This is a genomic window from Microcoleus sp. SVA1B4 (genome assembly GCF_036700545.1).
GTDB lineage: Bacteria > Cyanobacteriota > Cyanobacteriia > Cyanobacteriales > Microcoleaceae > Microcoleus.
This window is the reverse complement of record NZ_JAUBPB010000064.1, coordinates 15,867-40,191: the sequence shown is the minus strand read 5'-3', so window position 1 is coordinate 40,191 and position 24,325 is coordinate 15,867. Positions and strand designations below refer to the sequence as shown.

Genomic DNA, 24,325 nt, shown 5'->3' with positions numbered 1-24,325 from the left:
ACGAAAGGCTGACTCCTTACTCCGCCTACACTTTAAGCCATTAGGCTTTCCGTTTTCGCGGAAACGGGTCGCACATTTAACAAATATTCGCGGATCTCGTAACCACATAAAACGCCTTGCTGATACTCCAGTCCACTAATCTCTGGATTTTCTAGTTGTTGTAAGTCAAATCGCACAAGTTCTTGAGCAATAGAACCAATGGGAGCGACTTTCATCAATCTAGTTGCCCAGGTTAGGGTTGTTTCGAGACGATGTTGCAAACTTGGAGCCAACCACCCTTTAGGGCGAGTTCTATTTAGAAATCTCGCTTTTCGATAACGAGTATGGCGGTTTCTCCTGCTCCTACGCAGTGAACGGCGAGACTCCAAGCTGGCTTTAATTGATTGACCTCGGTGAGTCAGTTCTGCACCAAAAATTACGCTTTCTCCTTGCAGTAATGCAATTCCCGTAGTTTGGGAGCCAGGGTCTAATTTAAGAGTGATTAGTTCTTGGGGTGTTTCTACCTGTACTTTGAGGATTATCGTGAATGGATATCTTTTAAAAACAGCAGCTTTGCCAATTGTTAGCAATTTACGACCCAATCCTGGGCGGATTGGATTGAGCGGTCGTTTTTGGGTATCAAGTACAAAAACGAAATTAGACATAAAGTCCTCCATTGCTGGGTAATGTTCGCTTCGAGAATGTTTCAGGAGCTTGTTATGTCAAAAGCACTGGTTTAACCCCGTTAATCCTGTTTAACTTTTGGCGATAGAGCGGAAAACTAGCGTCGCATTCTCCGGTATCATGACTCTAGAAACGTAGGTCTAATCCTGTCTCTGGTAAGGTTCGGGCTTTCTTCTTGCACCGCTCGGAACGAGCCGGACTTCCCAAAAGCCCCCGCTTTTAAGCGTGGGGGTTCCTTACTCTCTGCTAACCCGAAGCATTCGCAGGATTCGCTATCAGATTGCGGATTTGATTTGAGCGTTCAATGTACTCGCGATCGCTCAAAACAGCTTGGCTTCCCTCCAGCGAAATAGCATCTGCCAAATCGAGCCAAGAACGGCAACCGCCGTATTCAGGAATGTAGGGAATTTCGCGGCTTTCTGCAAGGCGATAAGCCCGCAGCAATAAAATATAAATTGGCTGATTTTGTTTCCATTTCAGGCGATCGCTGACAAAACTTTCATTCCAAATATGGTACGGAAATAGCGCAGTAATTGCCGGTTCCCAAGCTACCAAAAAAACATCAGTAATCTCCGCCCAACTACCAATTCTAATAACTTCAGGATGCCAGCCAGATTCGACAGTCTTGACTTGATGTGCAAACTCCGGCTTTAATAAACCCGGCTGTTGGTGTTCAAAAGTTGGATACAGCAAAACCTGTTTGTCAGTGACATTGAACTGTCCTGCTTGCTCGCGAATTCCCCCCTTCCGCAACAGCACAATGGTTTGACCTTGTTCCAAAGCATTAACTGCTACATTCCATTCTTTCAGCGCCCTAGTAGTTGATTTCATGGGAATTTATTTGGGTTTTAACAATAGTAACAAAAATGGTTACTTTCAAGCAAGTACAGCCATTTCTTCCTGTTAAAATTGGCGTAGTCCTGACTATGCAGGACTACCCTTTATTGCTAAATTCTCACTGCAAAAGATGCTGCTAATTCCCGTTCGGGTTCCATACCAACTGTAGGCGGCATGGAACGATTTGCTACTTGCTCGATCAGTTGTAAATGTTGCGGCAGCATTTTAGCTAAACTGTAGCGTTCTAGGGCGGTTTGACGGGCTTTGATGCGAATGTCTGCCATGCGGGTAGGATGGTCTAAAACTTCATCAATACGATCGGCTACTTGTTTCGGTGAGAAGTAATCGACTAGCAAACCGTTCTCTCCGTCGCGGATAACTTCTCTGACTGGCCCTGTGTCGGAACCGATTACTAAACATCCGGTGGATAGAGATTCAATCATCGACCACGATAGCACAAAAGGTCTGGTCAAATAAACGTGTACGTCGGATGCTTGAATTACTTTTAAATACAGTCCGTAAGGTAGGGGCCCGACAAAGTGAACTCGCGACAAATCTAGGGGTACTTTTTTGAGCATATAGTCTTTGTAAGACTCGCCGTTGGGTAAAGAACGACCATAACAAACTCTTTCTGAACCAACGATGACGACGTGACAGTTGGGGCGGCGTTCTTGCACATAGGCGATCGACTCAATGAATTCGGGAAAGCCCCGGTAAGGTTCCATTCCCCGTGAGACGTAGGTGACAATTTCATCAACGCCCGACAAGTCTAAGTTAGGCAAAATTAGTTTAGCACCGGGGTCGGGTTTGAAGTAATCGGTATCTACGCCGTCGTGAAGTGTGGATAATTTTTGTTGTAGTTCTGGCGGAAATTGCGATCGCTGCCAATAAGTGGGTGATAAACCCCAATCGCAAGAATATAAATCGATCAAAATCGGCGCATTTTTGATTCTAATTCTGGCCATATCGTCAACTGTTAAAGGTTCCGCTGGGTCGAAATCTGCGTCGGAACCAATAGCATGATAAAACCACTCGAAATAGCACAAAAGCGGCGTATTTGGAAAAGCTTCTTTGACAAACAATGTCGGCCCCCAACCGGAATGTCCGCAGATAATATCGGGTACGAAACCGTCTGCTTTGAGTTGTTCTGCCATTCTAAATACGGCTTGTCCGTAGATGACGGCACTTTCTAAAGGGCGGACGTATTGGTGAGTCTGCGCGTGGGGTTCTCGGCTGGGGGTAAATGCTGCTTTGCGAACGCCGGGAATGTTCCACTCTGGGCGCTCGTTTTTAGTGCCGAAAACAATTTGATTTTTGGGATCTGCGCCTAAAGCCGTGATAATGTGGCGGTATTGGGCGGGGAAGTTGGGATGGAGAAATAATGCTTTCATTGTCAGTTGTCTGTTGACTGTTGACTGTTGACTGTTGACTGTTTTCTGTTGACTGTTGACTGTTGTCTGTTGTCTGTTGACTGTTGTCTGTTGACTGTTGTTAGTTGGAAGAAAATATTTTGAGGCGGCTAAAAAGCTTTGATTTTATTCATTGGGGGTTGGTGCTTTGCAGATCCAGACACAATCTCGCGGTACTGAAGATGTATTTTTCAGGATGATTTCATAGTTTAAATGATGGAGAAATTTTTCCATAATTGTATCAGTCATAACTGAAAATGCTGTGCCGTCTCGGTGCCCTAGCAAGTTTTTGTCCCACTCGCTGGCGAATTTTTGCCACCCTAATTCGCTAAAAATATTTGTGTGGTGAAACACGCAAATTCGATCGCCCCGCAGCAGTTTGGGAATTCGAGTCAGGTAGTTAAATATATCTACCGGCTCTACGTGTACCATTGTATCGTAACAAAAGCAGACATCGGCTGAACCTGGAGCGATGCCGTCTAATGTTAAACCGTCGAGTTTGACGTAAGAAACGCGATCGTCTCCCAAGCGCGATCGCGCCGCTTGCAGCATTTGACTGGAAATGTCGGCACAAATTAGTCGATCGCAATATTTCAGCAGCAGCGAACCTGTTTTTCCGCCTCCGATACCAATTTCTAAAACCGTATGTTCTTTTTTGATGTACGGTGCAATAAATTGCTGTTCTATTAGCGCTTCGTATTCGGCTAAGGAGTTGGCGGCACCGGCAGCTTTACCTATCCATTCGTCGCCAATATGGGCAAGTTCGGCATTAGTTTTTTGCCACTGTTGGGCGTAACTGTCCCAGGCCCTTTCATAATCTACTCTTGGGCGATCGGTCATTTTATCATCGTTCATTTTTGATTATTTTATAGTATTGATGGCTCAATTTTCAATATGTTCCGCAATTCTTGGCAAATTATATTAAATCCTGCCAAAACTCTACGAGGTGAGTTACTGCCCTTCACTGGGGCGGAGGCTGGCACTGTAAGATGACTAATGACGGCTGAAATATGCTTCGCAGAAAATCTCTGCATAAGCTTGAGTCATTTCCTCAAAAGTATTAAGTGAATCCAAGACATATTTAGCGTTTTCAGCTAACTGCTGCCGCAAAGATTTATCCTCCAGTAAACTAATCAAAGCTGCCACTAATTCGTCCGGGCGATCGGGCGTATAAAACAAACCATTAATTCCCGGCCGCACTTGTTCTCTAATTCCAAAAACAGGCGTTGTAATAATTGGCAAATCGCAGGCCATCGCCTCCAAAATCACTCTCGGAAAACTTTCGACGCGAGAAGTGCAAACAAAAATATCAGCCGATTTGTAATATTTTGCCGTCTCACCAGTTTCCGGGACTACTGTCACCCTTCCCCGCAACTCTGCTGGCAATTCCCCCACCAACTCGGCTAATTTATTGCTGTAAATACTCGGGCGATCGCCCACAATAAAACACCTAATTTTATTGTGCCATTTGTCCGGCAAAAGTGAAAGTGCTTTAACTAAATCCTGCTGTCCTTTGCGTTCGCATACGGTTCCCAGCAGCAAAATTACCACATCTTCCGCTGCAACACCTAAAGTTTTTCTAGCCAATTCAGAATTCTCCGAATTTTCCAATTTGCTTAAATCTAAGCCGTTGTGAATCACTGTAAAATTGTGGTGGCTGTTGAGAGGTAAATACCTTTCCCGCGTGGCATCCGCTACAAAAATAACTTTGTAAGGAAACCGAAAACACTCTAAAGCTCTCGCCGCAATCTCCGAACCAAACCTGTTAAAATAAGTTTGCCAAGGTTCGCTTTCGTGCACGTTCCACACTGTAGGAATTCCGATTTGCCGCGCGGCATCAACTACGAAAAAGTTTTCTAAAGTATTGGCATAAATTGCATCTACTTTTAAACTGGCAATTTCTGTGCTAAAACTGCGGATGGCTTCATCATAAGCATCGCGCTGGTAGATGTGTTCGAGAGGATTGTCGCGCACAATTACTTCAATTCCCTGCTGTTCGTAAGCTTGACGCAGGGGCCCGTCTGTTACGCAAAGTACGATCGGCTTAATCACACCCTCAGCCGCCAATTTCACCGCGATTTCGTACTGATGCAGCGGCGCACCAGTGAAATCCAGCGAATTGCTGCACATCAAAACTTTGATAGGATGGATAGAACTGTTTGCTACTGATAACAAACCACACTCAGCACCTTCTAATTCTTCCTTATTTCTGACATCCGTTACATCCGTTACAAAATCCGTTGCCGAACCTTCTTCCTTCATAAAAACCCGTCGGGGTTGAATATGAAAATACTCATCTTCTAAAGACAAGTGAGGACTGTAAAAACTGTCATTTTTGCCCGCATACTTGCGTCTAAAAGCCGCCACTTCTTGAGGATTGTCGGTAAAACCCCTAGAAGTTCCCTCTTTGTGCAACAACTCCGCATCGGGACAATATACGCACCGATAACCCCGTTCTAACAATCGGTATCCGTAATCTACATCATTGTAAGCAACAGCAAAATTCTCCTCATCAAAACCGCCCAATTCTAAGAACAATTGACGTGGAGTAATCGTGCAAGCGGCTGTTACCGCAGAGTAATTTCGCGTTACCATCGCTTGAGAAAGATAGCCTCGATTATTCTTGTCCATCAGCTTAAAAGCATGACCCGCCAAACCGTGATGCAGCCCGTGAATTACGCCCGCGTGCTGAATTCTGCCGTCGGGATATAACAGCCGCGCGCCGACTGCACCCACAGCGGGAATTTGAGCGTATCCCACCATTTGACTCAGCCAGCGGGGGTTAATTACTTCAGTATCGTTGTTCAAAAACAATACATATTCGCTGTCAACTTGTTCGACAGCGCGGTTGTTAATTGCTGCAAAACTAAACTTGCCCCCAGGATTTTTTATATGCAAAACTTGGCAATTTAATTGCTTTAAATATTCCAGAGTTTTCGGGTCGTCGCTTTCGTTGTCGATAACGGCAATTTGATAATTTTTGTATGTTGTATTTTCTAGAGAATCCAGACATGATTTCAGCAAGTTGAGCTGATTTTTAGTAGGAATAATTACCGTTACTGATGGGCCGTTATCCGGGAAATCCTGGGCAAATATGCCCAAATTTTCTTTAATCGCCCATGCGTGCTGAGCGACATTGCCGTTAATTTGGCGGCGGTTTAGTGCGTCTTGAATGGCTTTTTGACCTGCGGAAAAACTGGCGGGTTTCGCTGCCCCAGATATGGCTGTAGAACCGGGTGCAGTTCGCCAGTGATACAGCACTAACGGCAGGTGCGCGACGTGGCGAGAAATTTCGGTGGCTCTCAAGGCAAAATCGTAATCTTGCGAGCCTTCAAGACCTATCCGTAAGCCGCCTATTTGTTCAAAAATCTGTCTTCTCACGGCGCACAAATGACCGAGATACATATAGGAAAGCAGCAGTTCCGGCGACCATTCTGGTTTGAATTGCGGGGCGAATCGGCGACCTTTGGTGTCGATTTTGTCGTCGTCGGAATAGAGAAAATCTGTGGCTGGATGGGTGGCAAAATATAGGGCTACTTCGGCTAATGCGTCGGGAGTTAGTTCGTCGTCGTTGTCTAAAAACAGGATGATGTCGCCTGTTGCGAGGGCGGCGGCGCTGTTGGTTGCTGCGCTGATGTTGCCGTTTTCTGTGCGAAATGTGATGCGGATACGATCGTTCTTTTGAACCCAGTTTTTCAAAGTGTCAGCAACAGTGAAATCGGTGCTGCAATCGTCGGCAATGCAGAGTTCCCAGTTTGGATAAACTTGATTGATTACGCTGTCGATCGCACTTTCGAGAAAATCTATCTGCGGGTTGTAAACTGGCATTACTACCGAAATTTTTGGCAGGGGTTGCCGGCAGGATTTTAACCGAGAAATCAAATAATCGCGGGCGCGATCGTTCCACTGATTCACCTCCAGCCAAGCGTCATATCTATCAATAGGTTGAGGCACCACAAAACCCGCAGGTGGTAGTAAATCTCCCGGCGCAGTAAACTGTTTTTGCTGCCGATAAATCTTCCCCAACTGGCGGAGCACTTTCACAATTTCCCAGGGCAAGGGCACAATTCTCCCAAGACGCTGTTTTCTCTCCCTCGCCCGCTGCTGAATGGCGGCTGTCAACCTTGATAACTCCTCAAACTTATCTGCACTTCGCTGCCAGATATGGTAGCGCCGCACAGTCAATTTTTTCGGCGCTTGAAAAGACAAAATTTCCCCGCTTTCTAACTCAGCTTGCAGAGAAACGTGCCATTCCCCTGGCGGCAAATCGACAAGGGCCTCAAAACCGCTTTCCGAACTGTTAACCCAGTCGGGAAACACTTCGCCGACATCTTTTCGCCGTAAACCGTAGGCGCATTCTACAGAAGTATCGCCGCACAACAAGCTTAATTTAGCAATTTTGCGATCGTGGTGGCAGCACCAACCTGCAAACAAAATTTGACCCTGACGCTGTTCCCACACTACTGGTACATCTAACGATGCTTGAATCGTGGAAACTAACAACGGATAAGCTGCCAACAAATGCCATTTACCTCGCTCATCTTGCGCTTCCAGTAACACTTCGTGTCGTCCCGCAGGCGCTTCCAATTGAATTGTAAAACCGGATTTTTTCGCAGCCGGAATATTAGAGTGTGCTAGCGCTATATCACTTCTATCTAGGCCGTAAACGCCTGCACAACTCTGGTCTTTAATTCTTGCCCGGACTGCTGTAGTCTCTCTTTTTTGGTGAAAAACCCAGCCGACAATTAGCAGTTTGGGATCACAAACTTGCCAAGTAGTGGGTTGATCTAACGAAAAAATAAATTTAGGGAACAAGTCGCGGATTTTGCGCTGAACTTCCCACACCTTTTCTCTCAGTTGCCACCCTATTGAAGACTTGATTATAGCAAGTTCTGCCCGAAACTTTTCATTTTCCAGGCGGGAGTGTTCTAATTTTTCCTGAGTATCCTTTAATCTTTCCTGATTTTGACTTTGTGCTGTTTCTAACTGAAGTAACTCAGCTAACTTTTGCTGCAATACAAATTCAGTCTCTTCAAATTGTACCTGAGTTTGCCCTAATTCTGCTTCTAATTCTAATACTTTCGCTAAAGCTGTTTGAAATTGCGATTCTTTGCCAGCAAGCTGTACCTGAGTTTGCCCTAATTCTGTTTCTAATCCGAGGAGTTTCGCTAACGCTTCTTGAAATTGCGATTCTTTGCCAGCAAGCTGTACCTGAGTTTGCCCTAATTCTGCTTCTAATTTTAAGACTTTTGTTAAAGCTTCTTGAAATTGTGATTCTTTGCCGGCAAGCTGTACCTGAGTTTGTCCTAATTCTGTTTCTAATCCGAGGAGTTTTGCTAAAGCTTCTTGAAAATTTGATTCTTTGCCTGCAAGCTGTACTTGAGTTGCGCCTAATTCTGTTTCCAAGCCCAACACTTTCGCCTGGGCCTGGTGAAATTGTTCTTGCCACTGTTTGAGTTCGGAATAGCTGGTTTTTTGCTGTTTTTCCAGCAAGCGGATTTTTAGCCAATCTTCAAATGGCCAGACTGGAGAGGCTGGAAAATGAATAACTCGATCGATCGCATCTTTCGATTCGCTGCTGAGATTGCCAGCTTGGGTTTCCAAAAGTTCATATAGTTCTAATGCTTCGGGAAAATATTTTTCTATTAAATTCGGTCTGTGACTTTTGACAATATCGTTGACTAATAAAGATTCTTCAAAATTGTCGCCCGGTATTGCACCTAAGTTAACATTAAATTTTTCGTTGACTCGATCGAGGAAAAGTTCAGGAGTGTTGCCGATGGGGTAAACGTTGGCTAGGAGACAGCGATGGGGGAAACGTTCGTAAAGTTCTAAAACTTTTTGATTGTAGTGAATCCACATTTTTACTGCCATTTCGGGATTTTGCAGCAAGCTGACATCGGTTCCCCGGCGGTAAAGGGAATCGACTACTTCCCAGGGCGATCGATAAACACAGATAAAATTAGCTTCGGGGAGCAAATTCAGCCAAAAATCCCAAAAAAGGGCTGTTCGCGGGTCTTTCCAACCCCAATGTTTGTGAGGAAGTTGATTTTGGTCGATCGCCCTTTTGGCGATTTCGACGTATTCTGGTGCTACCGGAATCGTTTTTTCAAACGTACAGCCGAGTTCATCAATACCGTGCGATCGTAAAACACTTTTGTGAAACTCCACAAAATCAACATTCTCGAAATGACCTTTCACATTTCCGTCTGCCGGGCCCACTAACTTTTTGCCAATATCAACCCCGACTTTTTGAAACAAAGAAGCTGTTAAAGACGTACCGGAACGGTGCATTCCGGTAACAATAAAAACCGACGGTTTGCTGTCATTTGTACTCACAATTTATCTCCCTCGCCCTAATACCCACACCCAATTTACTCACTAATCTCCCGCTAAGCCCAGGGAGCGCCTGACTTGAAACCACGCGCTTCTCAGCTTCCAGAACTTGCTGCTTTCCATTGCCAAAACCCTACACTTCGCTTGCTCTAGTTCTTGCTTCAGATTAATTAGCTGATTTTCGGTTTTTTCCAACTGCGTTTGCACAGATACTAACTGATGTTGAGTTTGCTCCAATTGCATTTGAGCTGCAACTAATTGACTTTGAGTTTCTTGCAAATTTGTTTGAGATTCTTCCAACTTTGTTTCAGTAATCATTAACTTACTTTGATTTTGCTCCCATTCTATCCTAGCCGACTCTAACTTAGTCTCAAGTAATTTGAGTTTGGTCTGAGTAGATCCCAATAAAGACTGCGATTGTCTTTGGTTAATCAGCGATTTAACAGTGCAAGTTTCCAGAATCCATTCCCAACCATAGTTATTGATTGCTTTGACTATTAACACATCCTGCAGCGCCACAGTGTTTTTGGGTAAATAACAGCTCCAACCCGACTGCAAAGCCCCATCAGTTTCAAAATATCCAGCCACATCTGGGCGATCGTAAAAAGGCTCGCACCTCTGTACAACCTCCCCGTTTACCAGCACTTGCAGATCCTCAACTCGACCGTTGAGATTCACATCAGCTACCCATCCTTCCAGATACAAATTCTCCTTATTCGTAAAAGCAGCAACATCAATATATCCTTCTGGGTGGTGATTGAAATTCAACTCCGAAAAATCTCTAACTAGCTCATTTGTGACAACATACAAATCCTGAAATCTGCAGATGCCTTTTTTGATGCGGTGAACAAAAGCTTTGCCACCGCTAACTCTCTCGACACATTCTCTCACAAACTTTTCAGTTACATAAGTTGTGCCGTATTCCTCCTTATCTAAAGACTGGCTTTCGCTTTGAGCACTAAACAAAATACCATTAGCCGGCATTTCTATATTGGCTAGGCGCAAACACTCATCGTGAACGCTGAACATCAAAATGCCGTTAGGAGTCAACAAATCGTACAAATTTTGCAACCAACTTGTAAAAGTTCTTTCCGGCATATGGCTGAAAAAAGAATTAGCCAGAATGCAGTCAAACTTGCGGTCAATTAAATAATTTTCGGGTTTTCCAGTTGAGACAATACCGTTGACGCCCAAGTATTCAGTTTGAAACTTAACCGCGTTAGCATAAATATCAGAAACCCAAATTCGTTCCGGCGGTATTTCCTGAATCAAAAACCTGGTAAATCGACCGTAACCGCAGGCAAAATCTAGAAAAGAAGGTACATTTTCAAAACTGCCAAAATGCCATTCCACAACTTGTTTAACCGTATCCAAGATGCGACGCCCGATCGAATAATAGCGCACCAAAGCCCGATCGCGATCGTCTTTGACGTTGTTCAAGCTGAACAAATACATTTCATCGTCTTCGCAGATATTCAGTTTAAAATTTTCGGGAAACTTAGTTTGATCTTGAATAAATGCTTTGATTACGGGATTTTCGACTAAATCTAAATTGATATCGCTCATTTTTTTTACAGAATTTTAGATAACCTCTGTTGACTGCTCTTTCACTAGAGTATCAGCATTAACAACAGTTAAACACGGTTCGATCAGCAAGTCAACGATGCCGTTACCGCAGGACTCAGTACAAGACTGAACTCTAAACATCGCCACATCCACACAGCGATCCAGATAAGTTAAATCTCCATCTACCGTTCCCACAACCCCAGCATTCAGAAAATAAACACCCGGATTCAGCAAACATTTAAACTGAAACTTCACTACAATTGTCGTTCCCGCTTCCACATACCTAACTGACTGAGTAGAAGCCTTCAAAGAAGCACCCGCCAACTCAAAACCACTAATTGTTTTAATCAACATTCCAAACCTAACTTTGGAAGTTGACCGCGAAAAAGTGACAGAGTAAGTATAAATATAATCTTGACGACCGAGCAAGTGATTTACCACATTTCCCTTCAGCGTCTCGATGTGGGGGTTGATAATTTCCGCTCCACGAGACGGATACCTTACCGTATTCGACGGTATCATCCCCGGATCGTAAAATTCATCGTAATATTCCTGCGGTTTTGAGAGATGTTGCTCCGGTTTAACTTCCCTCTTTGTGCTTTCTAAATTAGCATCCTGAAGCTGGTTTTGACTTTCCTGTTTTGTCAGTTGGTTCAGAGCTCGAATATCTGACTTCAACCCCAGAACCTGATCCGGATCGGCATAAATCAGCTTTTGATACTTAGAAATTACCACCTTCGGCGTGTGAGCGAGCAGCAATTCACCGCTATCCATTAAAATCGCCGACGTACAAAGTTGCACCACAGAAGTAGCTGCGTGAGAAACAAATAAAATTGTTCCGCCACCTTCCTGAATGCTTTGCAAGCGGGCAAAACACTTGCGTTGAAAAGCTTCGTCGCCCACCGAAAGCGCCTCGTCAACCACCAAAATATCTGGCTCGACGCTAGTCGCAACGGCAAAAGCTAGCCTGACAAACATACCGCTAGAATAAGTCTTGACTGGCTGTTCGATGAAATCGCCAATATCAGCAAAAGCAGCTATATCGTCAAACTTTTCTTCAGTTTCTTTTTGATTGAATCCCAGTAACTGAGCGTTAAAAAACACATTTTGTCGCCCGGTAAATTCCGGGTTAAACCCGCTTCCGAGTTCCAACAAAGCGGAGACTCGGCCTTTAACATCGACGCTTCCTGTGGTAGGTGTGAGCGTCCCCACAATTATTTGCAGGAGAGTGCTTTTTCCTGAACCGTTGCGACCGACAATTCCTAGAGTTTGTCCTTGAGGAATTTCCAGATTGATGTCGTGTAGGGCCCAAAATTCGTCAGCCAGTTTTTTGCTGGGGTAAATAATTTCCTTTAAGCGGTCTCCTGGACGATCGTACCGCTTAAAGCATTTGGAAACATTTTTTAGTGAAATTACATTTTCTGTCATCCGATTTTAGATTTTAGATTTTAGATTTTAGATTTTAGATTTTAGATTGACTTTACAGCATATTCGGTGGTTCATAAAGTACATTAGCAGCTATATTGTGTGCTGTTAATCCTCCGGGTGCGGATCTGCGAGATATTGGATAAAACTTGCAGATTGACGGTTGGCGACGCACCTTACACGGGCTAGAAAATTGTGTTTACTACATATACATAGAATATGCTGTATATCTCAAACAAATTTACAGCATATCTCAAACAAATTTACAGCACGTCAGCAAAAGCGGGACGCAAACGCCGGTAAACCGCCCAACCCCCACAAAATATAGCAGCAGAAATTAGCGTGGCGACACCCCATTCGCCCCAATGCTTAACTTCTCCAAGCAGTATGAGGTCTCGATAAACCTCCGAGATGGCGGCCATTGGATTTAGCCAAAATACCCACCCTCGCCACTCTTGGGGGATGATTGATGCTGGGTAGACGATCGGCGTCAAATAAAACCAAAAATTTAGAATAACACCTAATGTCTGAGGAATGTCTCGCAAAAATACAGTCAAGCCGGCTGTCAAATATCCCAAACCAGCAGTTATCAGCAACTGAGGCACCCACACCAACGGCAGTAAACATAAAGTAGCGTTGAGCTTTTGCGACGACACTGCAACTATCACAATCAAAGCTGCTAAACCCAGAGAACTTTCAATAAAAGCTGTAAAAATCGGCACTAGGGGCAGCAAACCGAGAGGAAATACCACTTTTTTCACTAAATTCGGCTGCCCCACCACGGAGACTCCCGACTTGATCAAACCGCTGGTGAAGGCAGTCCAAGGCAGCAAACCTGCAAACAACCAGACTCCAAATGTAATGTCGCTGTTTTCTGGGAAGCCTGCGAGGCTGAGCTTTACCTTGAGGACGATCGAGAATACATAAGTGTAAATCACCAATTGCGATAGCTGATTCAGCAGCGGCCAAAAATTGCCCAGAATCGAGCCTTTGTATTGAGCTTCCAAGTCCCGGCGCACCAATGTTGCCAGCAGATTCAGCTTCGCCCACCGCTGCCTACTTGCGGGCAGCCTGCCGCCCACCCTTCGGGCTTTTTGGGCAACTTCTTTCACAGTTCTCTGCAATTTTTTCGCCCTCGTTCACTACCTTCACACCTAAATCAACTCAAGCTACAACTGTGCAGCTTTTGCTAAACCGCAATTATTCCACAGCCCCGTCGTTTTGATCAAGGATCTGCCACCCTGGCTTGGGCTTCTTCCTTCTTTCTTCTTTCCCCTTCCTTCGGAGGTTATCTTAGCCGATCGCCGATCGCACTGCCGAACCGATCGCCCGTTTTTGCTCGTCGTCGTAGCCCCACCGCCGGAAAAATTTTTCATACTCGCCGTTGGCACTGTGCAAACTTTCTAGCATTTGCGACGCTATAGTTTGACACGCTGCCATTTGCAGCATTTGAATTAAATTGCGCGATCGCTCCTGCACTCTAGCAGAATCGGCCGCCATTTCCTCTTTTTGCTGGCGCGAATGATGTACAACCATTGCCGCCGACATCGCCAAATTTTTCACCAGCAGTTCTGCTACGATCTCAGGAGCCGATCGCAGCGCCTCGACTACTCCGGGTGACGGGTGATCTGCCTCCGGTCGATCGTCCGTTAGATAGGTGACAAAAAACCCCCTAGCACCGTTCTGTGTTTTCACCAGAGAAGCCACAGCTTGCTCGATGTCGGCTTGTAAAAGTCTATCGGACTCAATGAACGACAGTAAAGATTGAGTTAGCTCGATCGCCCCCTCAAAAGTTATGCTTTCCGATGCTAATAAAGAAGATGGAATACTCATAACGAACTCAATAATTTTAAAGATTCTGCTAACAATTGTAAACACTTCCCGCTGCCCGATCGCAAATAAATATGGCTATTATCTCCTCCAAACAACAGCCCCCCGACCCAAATCTACCCGAAGACATAGCCCCGGCCCGTCGCAAAAAAGCCGCCAAACCCCAGGCGGAATCATTGCTAGAATCGCAAGAACTACCCGACGAAATTAACAGCAAACAAGACGACAAAATTCGACCCCAACGGCTAGCTGAATACATCGGGCAAAAAGACTTAAGAGAAGTTTTGGCGATCGCAATTGCAGCAGCCAAATCTCGCGGCGAACCTATGGATCACCTGTTACTCTACGGGCCTCCAGGGTTGGGAAAAACCACAATGTCGCTAATTCTAGCAGCAGAAATGGAAGTTGAATGCAAAATCACCACCGCCCCAGCCTTAGAAAAACCGCGAGATATTGTCGGATTGCTGATTAACCTCAAAGCAGGCGACGTGCTGTTTATCGACGAAATTCACCGCTTATCTAAAGTTACAGAAGAAATCCTCTATCCGGCGATGGAAGACTGTCGGTTAGATATTACGATCGGGCAAGGCAAAAGCGCCAAAATCCGCAGCATTCCCCTGAAACCCTTTACCTTAGTAGGAGCAACCACAAAAGTCGGATCGCTGACATCTCCATTGCGCGATCGCTTCGGCTTGATTCAAAGATTGCGCTACTACGAAATAGACGAACTTAGTCTAATTGTCCAAAGAAGCGCCCAAGTTCTCGACACTCAAATCACCCCAGAAGGAGCCACAGAAATTGCCCGCCGAGCTCGCGGAACCCCCCGGATCGCTAACCGCTTGCTGCGGCGAGTTAGGGACTACAGCGAAGTCAAAAATTTAAAGCCAATTGATGCCGAAGTTGCCTCAGTGGCCCTCGAATTGTTCAACGTCGATCCGCTAGGTTTGGATTGGACTGATCGATGCCTTTTGACAGCAATGATCGAAAACTTTAACGGCGGCCCGGTTGGTTTAGAAACTCTCGCAGCATCCACAGGAGAAGACACTCAAACAATTGAGGATGTGTACGAACCGTACTTAATGCAAATCGGATTTTTGCAGCGCACAAGTCGGGGCAGAATTGCCACAGCCGCTGCTTGGAAACACTTAGGCTTCGTCGGCTCAAAGGAGTAGAAATTGCTGAATTACGCAGCCATTCAGTTTGTAGTTGCGCTTTAGGAGTTGAACTCAACTACAAACTTTGGGGCGCAAAGAGCGCAACTACTAACCTCCCGGCACTCAAGCCCAAGTGCCAACGAGGAATAGAAATTAAATCTCCCGCTCTTTGATAAGAGTGGCATCAGATTCTAAACCATTGGAAACAAACTGCACATTCCGCAGCATTTTTTCTCGCTCGCTTGCAATCTTAATCGCAGTTTCCCAAGTAAAAGTAAAACCTTGAAAAGATTCAGAATCAATCCGATCTTCATCCAAGTCCACAATCACTTGATTAAAAATATTAAATAACTCTGCCTGCAACCGATCGATTTCTTCCAAAGCTTTCGCTTGGCGAATTTGTTGGATCAAACTTAAAATAGCCAAATTAAATTTATCAGCTCGATTTTTTTGTTTCTCCAACAAGCGCGATCGCAACTGCCAAAGCCAAGAAGCCAAAAGAGTGCCGATGGACAAAAACAAGCCAATAGCATCAGAATTAGCAGCAACAAAATCCGGCTTTTCGCGATCGTAATAAGCCTGAGCTCCCTCATGAACGGGCAAAGACAAACTCCCGCTGCCTCCCGGCTGACTAATCATAGCTCCCAGGGAATTAGCAGCTACCAAGTTGCGGCGGTGCTCGAACAAAATTCGCGTAATTTCCTTGACAATTATCGGATCTAGATCCTCCCCAGCCAGCAGATTAGCCTGCACTCCAACGCTGGGTAAATCCGCATCGGGAACTGCAGGCTCTGCCTTGTAAGTACCCTTGGGAATCACATCAGCTTCCAGATAAGGTACTTTAATTCTCATCGCAGATCCTTGGTCAATCGGCACCAACTTGCCACGGGTATTTTGCAACAAATCGCTAACAACATTGCTCCCCGGAGGTAGCACCCTAAAAATAGCATCAACCTCGCCGCTAGCAAACAACTTAGTAGCGTCATCCCAAGAGCCAGCAGTAAACTTAAAATCGCTTTCTTTCAAACCGTAATGTCGGCTGACTAACCAAAAAGAAGTATAAGAACCGCTGCCTTCAGCCATCAGCGCAATATTTTTTCCCTGCAAATCAGCAACATTTTGAATACCAGACTTTTCCGAAACAATTAAGTGAAAAACCTCATTAAACAAAGCAGCGACTACCCTCGCCGAAGGCACCGCCTCTGTATTGTTCTGCACGATCGCTAACTGCACCTCATTTGCCTCCAGCCAGCGCATATTTTCCTCAGCACCTTGACTCTCAATAACTCGAATTCGCAGACGCGGATTTTGTTTCGTAATTACCTCAGCAATTGCCTGCCCGAAAGGATAATAATTCCCGCTTTTCGCTCCAGTCGCCAGGGTTAATTCATGGACTCGCTGCTTGTCTTGGTGCAGATTCCACCCAAAAGCTCCAATCAAGACAACACTTAATAGAGCAATGGGAACCAGAAATTTATTTTGCATTAATGTTGAGACTCCATAGAACGTGGCAAAATCAAAAGTATTCTCGATCAAAATGAAAATTGGACTCTGGAAATTCGACGCACCCGATAGTGGAGGAGCCAATGCCCGATGCCCGATGCCCGATGCCCGATGCCCAATTCCCAATTCCCAATTCCCAATTCCCAATTCCCAATTCCCAATTCCCCATCTTCCATGTTAATATCCCTCAGAATAGAAAACTTTGCCTTAATTGACTGCCTGGATCTAGAATTTGGCCCGAGTTTGAACGTATTTACAGGGGAAACCGGCGCTGGTAAATCGATTATCTTAGATGCGATCGATGCAGTGTTGGGCGGGAAAGTCGATCGCCGATCGATTCGCACCGGAGCAACGCGGGCAATATTGGAAGCTACCTTTGAATTGGACAAAGCTTCCGCAAGATGGCTGGGCGAGCAAGAAATCGAACCCATAGACGGAAATTTAGCCGTTTGCAGCCGGGAAATTAACGCATCAAGCGGTGCTCTGCGTAGCCGATCGCGCTTGAACGGAATTCTCGTCAACCGCCAGTTAATGGATCAACTGCGCGATCGGCTGGTCGAAATTACCGCCCAAGGCCAAACCGTCCACCTCGGACAAGAAACCCTCCAGCGAGAATGGCTGGATTTATACGGCGGCAAAAAGCTCACTGAAGCGCGATCGAGCATCACCTCCGCGTGGCTGGCAGCCAACAGCGCCAAAACCGCCCTCAAACGCAGGCGTCAGTCGGAACAGCAGCGACTGCAAAGACTTGATTTGTTAGAATACCAAGTCCGAGAACTCGGCGAAGCCCACATCGAAGACGCCGACGAACTCGAACAGCTAGAACACGAATCAATCCGGCTGAGCCACGTCGTCGAATTGCAGCAGCAAAGTTACCAAGTCCACCAAGCCCTGTACCAAAACGAGGGCGACAGCGCATCAGCCGCCGACTTGTTGAGCAAAGCCGAAGGAATTTTAAGCGACATGGCGGTTTACGATGTGCAGTTGCAACCAATCCTAGAAATGGTCAGCGATGCTTTAGCTCAAGCCACAGAAGCCAGTCGGCAAATTAGCAGCTACGGCGAACAATTAGAAGCAGATCCCGAAAGACTCGAAGAAGTAGAAGATCGGATTCGCGAACTCAAACAAATTTGTCGCAAATACGGGCCGCTCAAAGAAGCGATCGCCTACTACCAAAGCATCCAAAACGAACTGAACGAACTTTTAGAAGGAGGCGAGTCAATGGAAGCCTTAGAACTCGCATATCAGACCGCTTTAGAGCAATTAAAAGACGCTTGCAGCCACCTCACCACCCTGCGACGCGAAGCAGCCCTCAAACTAGAAACGCACCTCGTAGGAGAACTTAAGCCGTTAGCAATGGAAAAAGTGCAATTTCAAGTCGAAATCTCGCCTTGTACCCCAACCGCTACCGGTGCCGACCAAATCGCCTTTTGTTTCAGCCCCAATCCGGGCGAACCTTTGCAACCTCTGGGCGCGATCGCCTCTGGGGGAGAAATGAGCCGCTTTCTACTTGCTATCAAAGCCTGTTTTTCCCAAATAGAAAGCGCCGGTACGCTGATTTTTGACGAAATCGACGCCGGAGTCTCCGGGAGAGTCGCCGGGGCGATCGCCAAAAAACTCTACCAACTCTCCGACAAACACCAAGTTCTCTGCGTCACCCACCAGCCGCTGATCGCCGCCATGGCTGATTGTCATTTTCGCGTCAACAAGCAGACGATCGAAGCAGAACCAAGTATCGGCGAACCCGCAGCCGACTCGGAACCAATGGAACGCACAGTAGTGAGAGTTGCCGCCCTCAACAGTGAGCAGCGACGAGAAGAACTCGCCCAACTCGCCAGCGGCCGCTCAGCAACAGAAGCCATCGCCTTCGCCGAATCCCTGCTTGTCGAAGCCGCCGGATTGCGCCAAACTCAGTCTGCCAAACCCTGATGACACACTTGAGCCGATCGGGGGGTTAAAAGGCGGAGTTTTTTCAGAGTCGGAGGTTACACTAAAAATATCAACTGCAAATTTTACAAAAAAAAGCTGAAAACCCTGTGAATTTAGTGGGATGAAAGCTAAGAGCAGCAAAATAGAGAGAAATTCTAGTTAAAAACCACAATTGTGTAGAGAAGGGCACACATCACTAGCAACTGGTAGTGTCACAATTGCGGCTAGTCCCACAAGGCCACCCCTCTTTCAGCAGTCCTCCCGCCAGTACGCATTCATGTTACTGGGGGCGATCGGCTCAAAGATCGGCAGAACTTACTTAAACCAGGCACGCACAATGTCAAAATCAGTTAATAAACCATTTAAACAAGATTCGCGCTCTCTAAAAAGATTGCAGCACTCCCACCGCCTCGTTACTCGCCCACCCTCCCTTGGGCAGCAAGGCCAACTGAATTTCCCTTGCCTTGTGGCCGGAGTTCTGTAAACTGGGAAATACTTTCACCAAGAAACGAGCGAGAAGCCCCGGGCTACCGACATGGGGAGGAAAGCGGCAGCGACGACCGTCGCCTAACATCTTTATCCTCAATTAATTCCTTCATAGCAGAAGATAGGCTACGACAGATTTGACCCCTGCTGTAGATCTATCTACAGCAGGGGTCAAATCATGAACATAAACAGAATTATAGTGTTTATTTTTGACAGGATGAAATCCTACTATGATAGTATCATTTAACAAGGAGGAAAGAGAATATGTTTGGATGCCAACAAAATCTAATAAGTCCCAATACAGACTTAAAAGCAATTCTAGAATTCCTTTGTAGCGAGTCGTCAAAGTTGACGAACTGCGGAATATATTATGCTCGCCAAATGTACTTCAAGACAGGCAAGATACCGAGTAGGGCCCAGTTGCACAAAGTGCTTGGTACAGAAAACCAGAACTTGCATTACAAAGCATTTTATTCGGATACCGCGCAACAGATTTTAACTACCGTCGCTGAGTCTTTTAAATCCTACATTGGACTACTGAGAGGAATTGGCAAAGGCACTGTAACCCAAAGACCTAGATTACCGAATTATCGACAAGGCGGTCTAGCTTTAGTGACTTATACAGGTCGCTCTGTCCGGCTTAAGGATGGACTACTGAGATTCCCATTGGGCAGCAAGGTTAAAACTTGGTTCGGCTTGGATGCTTTCTATCTTCCTCGGCCTACCAATCTCCACTACAAAGCAATCAGAGAATATAGGATTATACCTCGAAACGGTGCCTTCTATTTAGAGTTGATTTACAAACTGAAAGATGTCCAAGTAGAGGTAGACCAATCCAAGGTCTTGATGATAGACCACGGGATGAACAATTGGTTGACTTGTATCAGCAATGTGGGGACTAGCTTAATAATTGACGGACGACATCTGAAGTCCATCAATCAAGGATATAACAAGCGTGTTGCGTTTTTGATGTCAGGGAAAGCGAATGGTTACTGGTCAAAACGATTGGAGGGTTTAACTGAGAATCGCAATCGCACCATGCGGGATGCTGTCAACAAAGCAGCTCGAAAAGTAATAAATCATTGCTTGCTCAATAAAATTGGTACTGTAGTATTGGGCTGGAATGCTGGAATGAAAAATGGTATTAGTTTAGGAAATAAAACTAATCAAAATTTTGTTCAGATTCCAACTGGCAGGCTAAAATCCCGTATTGCTCAGTTATGCGAGCAGTACGGGATTCGGTTTGTGGAAACCGAAGAGTCGTATACGTCGAAGGCTTCCTTTATCGATCTTGATTTGCTACCTAAATTCTGCGAAAAACCAGAAGGGTGGCAACCTTGCGGTCAAAGAATTAAGCGCGGATTGTACCGTACTCTGGAAGGTTTGTTGATTAATGCTGATTGCAATGGGGCAGGCAATATCGGTAGAAAAGTAGCGGCAACTTTGGGGCTTTGTCTCAAAGAAGTCAGTAGAGGCGCATTGATAACGCCTTTGAAAGTCCCTTTATGGTCTTAGTCAAGAATCCCCCTGATTCATCAGTGGGGAGTATCAATAATCAACTTCCCGGCTCTCTTAGCTTAGAGACTAACCCTTACACTTAAGCTTCTGTAAAGGTCTATGAAATCTGCATCTTCCACCAATTACTCTTCTCTAGACAACGTGATTGATGTCGCTGTTGTCGGCGGTGAAAATCATCATCAGGAACGCTATCCTGCCCCGGAAATTAGGAGCAGTGCAATTATCCCCCGCCAAGGAAACCTCTCTGGCATTCTCGACCTTCTAAATAAGCAAAGTTTCACAGTAGTAGTTAAGGAAGTAGAAGACAAACTGAAGGTTGTCAATCAAACCCTGGGAATGCTCGACAATATCCTGGAGAGCGAGGGATTTGATGCCATCCTCAACGAGATGTTGCAGTCGATTACCCTCAAAACAGGGGAATTGCTGAATGCCGATCGCAGCACGATATTTTTATTAGACGACGAAAAAAATGAACTCTGGGCGATCGTCGCTAAAGACGAAAATGGCAAAAACCTAGAAATCCGAGTTCCGGCCCACGTGGGCATTGCAGGAGAAGTAGCCACGTTCCAAAAAGTGGTTAATATCCCTTACGATTTTTACAACGACGAACGATCGGCTAACGCCAAAAAAACTGATGAAAAAACGGGCTACCGCACTTATACAATGCTGGCAATGCCCCTGATTAATGAAGATACAAAAGAGTTAGTAGCAGTTGTTCAACTGATTAATAAACTAAGACCAAACCACGAAAAATACCCGACTTTAGACGAACAAATAGACAGGCACGGATTTACTAAAGAAGACGAACAAGTTTTTAAAGAATTTGCTCCCTCGATTCGCCTAATTCTAGAATCTTCCAAATCTTTCTACGCAGCAACTCAGAGACAACGAGCAGCAACGGCGCTGATGAATGCCGTCAACGCTCTTTCTCAGAGCAGTTTAGACTTAGAAGATACCCTAAAAAGGGTGATGGATCAAGCCCAAGAACTCATGAACGCCGATCGCAGCACCCTGTGGCTGATCGACGAAGAGAAAGACGAACTGTGGACTAAAATCCCGATGGGCGGCAACCTGAAAGAAATTCGCATACCCAGAACCGCAGGTTTTGCAGGCATCGTCGCCCAATCTAGCGAACCGCTGCTGATTCCCTTTGACGTGTACGACGACCCCCGCGCCGCCACTTCCAAAGAAGTAGATCAAAAGTCGGGCTACCGCACTTGCAGTATGCTTTGTATGCCCGTATTTAACTCGGACAAAAAATTGATTGGCGTCACCCAATTAGTTAATAAAAAACGACAAGGAGAATTCCCCCCCTACAACCCGGAAGATTGGCCTCACGCCCCGGAACAGTGGAAAGCGAGTTTCAATCGCAACGACATGGAATTTATGAAGGCGTTTAACATCCAAGCAGGAGTCGCGCTGCAAAACGCCAAACTGTTTGCCGAAGTCAAACAGCAAGAACAAAGACAAAAAGATATGCTACACGCCTTGACTAACGGCGTGATTTCTACCGATAAAAAAGGCAATATAGTAGCGACAAATCCCAGTGCCAAAAACTTACTGGGTGTCAGCGATGCAGAATTAGGCGAAGGTCAATCTTTACGTGAGTTAATTAAGTTAGAAAAAGGCGATTTTGCCAAATGGTTTGATGCGTCTTTGTCTCCCGAAGACGATAAGGATCGCCAGCAGTATTACCCCGATCAAGTTTTGCTTACTTTGGAAGGAGAGGGGCAGAGTATCAATCTCTCGATTAATTCAATGACTGACGCTACCGACCCCAACAAGGTAAACGGCGCGTTAGTCGTCATGGAAGATATTAGCAGCGCCAAGCAAATCAAAAACTTGATGTACCGTTACATGACGCCAGAAGTAGCCGAAGCTTTGTTAGCTTCAGGCGATACAGGATTGGGCGGTAAGCGCAAAAACGTTTCGGTGCTGTTCTCAGATATTCGCAGCTATACCACACTTACGGAAAAATTGCAAGCCGAAGAAGTGGTAGTGATGCTGAATAAATATTTTGAAGTGATGGTAGATGTCGTATTCGAGTACGGTGGGACTCTCGACAAATACATCGGTGACGCTCTGATGGCAGTTTTTGGCTCTCCAGCGCCCCTAGAGGATCATGCTTGGTGCGCTATGCAAACGGCGGTGAAAATGCGGGAAAAACTGGCTGAGTTTAATCGAGATCGCGTGGCACATGGGGAATTGCCGATCGGCATTGGTATGGGCGTGCATTCCGATGAAGTTGTCAGCGGCAACATCGGTAGTAGCAAACGCATGGAATTGACTTCGATCGGAGACGGTGTAAACCTCGCCTCTCGCTTAGAAGGCGCCAGCAAGCAGTACGGCACCGACTTGATTATCAGCGACAATACTTACCGAGATTATGCCGATCGGCTCTACGTGCGAGAACTCGACTTTATTACTGTCAAAGGCAAAAGCGAACCTGTAATCGTTTACGAACTCGTCGGCATCCGCGAGGGATACTCGCCAGTGGGCAAGTCACTAACCGAAACACAGCAACAAATTATAGAACATTACACCAAGGGGCGCGAACATTACAAAACTCCAGTCAGCCAAAGACTCTCAGAAAGTGAGGTGAAAAACATCTTAAAGGATGTCGCCGAAATGCCAGAGGCAGAGATTAAGAAACTGTCCTACAATCTAGAGCAACAGTTGGAACACGAACTAAAGAACCTGTTATATCAACTGAAAAAGCTGTCAGAGTACGACCCGAAAAACCTGTCGGAAGCAGACAAACTCATCGTACTGTTGCAGCCAGAAATCCAACTGCTGAAATTGGAAGGAATCAAAAACCTCTCGGAAGACGAAGCCAAAATGCTGCTGCAAGCAAAAATCAAGCCCCTATCAGCAGATGATATTAAATACTTGCAAGAAGGCGAAGTCAAAAAGCTGTTGGAAGCAGACATCTTAGAACCATCAAATCCCCAAATCAAGCGGTTGAAACCAGGAGAGATCAGGCAGCTATTGCAGGCGAAAATTAAAAGTCGAGCCTGCGAGACAGTTGCAGAAATGTTAGATGAGGAATTTGAAAACCTGGGACTCGATCGAGTGAAAAAACTGCTGAGCGAGTTTAAGAAAGCCTTAGAACCAAAAGCCAAGCAAGCCTTTAAAGACGCTGAACGCGAATTTAACGCCGTTCTGGAAGTTGACCCGAAAAACAAGGCAGCTAAATTGCACGTCGATCGCTGTATGTTATTTCAACATGGGTTTTCAGACGTACTCAACTGGGATGGTGTGTGGAATCTCACAGAAAAATAGCAGTAGCCCACAGCAAATGCGGGCGGTAGCGTCAAGGTTCGGGGCGGGGGCGATCGCGATCGGGGGTGCGCCTCCCATCCCACCACCAATTAACCTTAATATCCTATTGAGGTTAATTATAAATAAGCTCCAACAGGTATTATGGTTAGATAACCGGATTTGAACTCGCAAGCGAGATGCCGGGGTTTCCCCCTACCTGTTTCGTTCGCACTACCTACCGCAACAAACTTAGCACTTCTATTATTTGAAGCGCTTAAAAATAGTTAGGACTGGCGGCAGCGTTACCCGGTTTCTGAGAAAAATCTTGGAGAAAGGCGACGAAACATCCGCTCAAAAACCGGGTTTATTACCCCGCCCGCCTAAGTCTTAATAGCGTTAGGGGCTCCT

Annotated in this window: 13 protein-coding genes and 1 pseudogene; 4 read left to right on the top strand and 10 right to left on the bottom strand. The window is 45.7% G+C overall.

The window, feature by feature from the left end; genetic code table 11:
- Positions 1–77: 77 nt before the first annotated feature.
- From iscB to QT987_RS23535, 9 genes and pseudogenes are all read right to left on the bottom strand, one after another.
- A pseudogene (gene iscB / locus QT987_RS23575) lies at positions 78–644 on the bottom strand (RNA-guided endonuclease IscB); the annotation flags it as partial.
- Positions 645–909: 265 nt separating this feature from the next.
- On the bottom strand, positions 910–1,494 hold the full coding sequence (locus tag QT987_RS23570) for a DUF1802 family protein (RefSeq protein ID WP_333245038.1): 585 nt from the start codon (positions 1,492–1,494) through the stop codon (positions 910–912).
- 116 nt (positions 1,495–1,610) lie between these two features.
- Positions 1,611–2,891 carry a glycosyltransferase family 4 protein gene (locus QT987_RS23565; protein WP_333101594.1) on the bottom strand — a complete coding sequence of 427 codons (1,281 nt, stop codon included), beginning with the start codon at positions 2,889–2,891 and terminating at the stop codon, positions 1,611–1,613.
- Between the two features lie 144 nt (positions 2,892–3,035).
- Positions 3,036–3,764, bottom strand: a complete 729-nt coding sequence (locus QT987_RS23560) for a class I SAM-dependent methyltransferase (RefSeq protein ID WP_333245035.1) — start codon at positions 3,762–3,764, stop codon at positions 3,036–3,038.
- A 138-nt stretch (positions 3,765–3,902) separates the two neighbouring features.
- Positions 3,903–9,248: a glycosyltransferase gene (locus QT987_RS23555; protein WP_333245032.1), complete on the bottom strand. Its 5,346-nt coding sequence runs from the start codon at positions 9,246–9,248 to the stop codon at positions 3,903–3,905.
- Positions 9,249–9,290: 42 nt separating this feature from the next.
- Complete coding sequence (locus QT987_RS23550) at positions 9,291–10,811, bottom strand: methyltransferase (RefSeq protein WP_333245029.1); 1,521 nt, start codon at positions 10,809–10,811, stop codon at positions 9,291–9,293.
- A gap of 15 nt (positions 10,812–10,826) precedes the next feature.
- Entirely contained in the window at positions 10,827–12,239 is a 1,413-nt protein-coding gene (locus QT987_RS23545; RefSeq protein ID WP_333245026.1) for an ABC transporter ATP-binding protein, read from the bottom strand.
- Between the two features lie 260 nt (positions 12,240–12,499).
- Positions 12,500–13,348, bottom strand: a complete 849-nt coding sequence (locus tag QT987_RS23540) for an ABC transporter permease (protein ID WP_445299627.1) — start codon at positions 13,346–13,348, stop codon at positions 12,500–12,502.
- 181 nt (positions 13,349–13,529) lie between these two features.
- Entirely contained in the window at positions 13,530–14,069 is a 540-nt protein-coding gene (locus tag QT987_RS23535; RefSeq protein ID WP_333245023.1) for a hypothetical protein, read from the bottom strand.
- Between the two features lie 71 nt (positions 14,070–14,140).
- Here QT987_RS23535 and ruvB point away from each other — a divergent pair, with 71 nt between their 5' ends.
- Positions 14,141–15,238 (top strand): Holliday junction branch migration DNA helicase RuvB, encoded by a 1,098-nt coding sequence (gene ruvB, locus QT987_RS23530; RefSeq protein ID WP_333245018.1) that lies wholly within the window; start codon positions 14,141–14,143, stop codon positions 15,236–15,238.
- 135 nt (positions 15,239–15,373) lie between these two features.
- Here ruvB and QT987_RS23525 read toward each other — a convergent pair whose 3' ends face one another.
- The gene (locus QT987_RS23525; RefSeq protein ID WP_333245015.1) at positions 15,374–16,705 is read right to left on the bottom strand and encodes a TAXI family TRAP transporter solute-binding subunit; all 1,332 of its coding nucleotides are present in this window, start codon (positions 16,703–16,705) and stop codon (positions 15,374–15,376) included.
- Positions 16,706–16,897: 192 nt separating this feature from the next.
- Here QT987_RS23525 and recN point away from each other — a divergent pair, with 192 nt between their 5' ends.
- The 3 genes from recN (at position 16,898) to QT987_RS23510 (ending at position 23,938) form a co-directional block, all read left to right on the top strand.
- Entirely contained in the window at positions 16,898–18,652 is a 1,755-nt protein-coding gene (gene recN / locus QT987_RS23520; protein WP_333245041.1) for a DNA repair protein RecN, read from the top strand.
- A gap of 750 nt (positions 18,653–19,402) precedes the next feature.
- Positions 19,403–20,653 carry a transposase gene (locus tag QT987_RS23515; RefSeq protein WP_333245012.1) on the top strand — a complete coding sequence of 417 codons (1,251 nt, stop codon included), beginning with the start codon at positions 19,403–19,405 and terminating at the stop codon, positions 20,651–20,653.
- Positions 20,654–20,755: 102 nt separating this feature from the next.
- Positions 20,756–23,938 carry a GAF domain-containing protein gene (locus QT987_RS23510; RefSeq protein ID WP_333245009.1) on the top strand — a complete coding sequence of 1,061 codons (3,183 nt, stop codon included), beginning with the start codon at positions 20,756–20,758 and terminating at the stop codon, positions 23,936–23,938.
- Positions 23,939–24,325 lie beyond the last annotated feature (387 nt).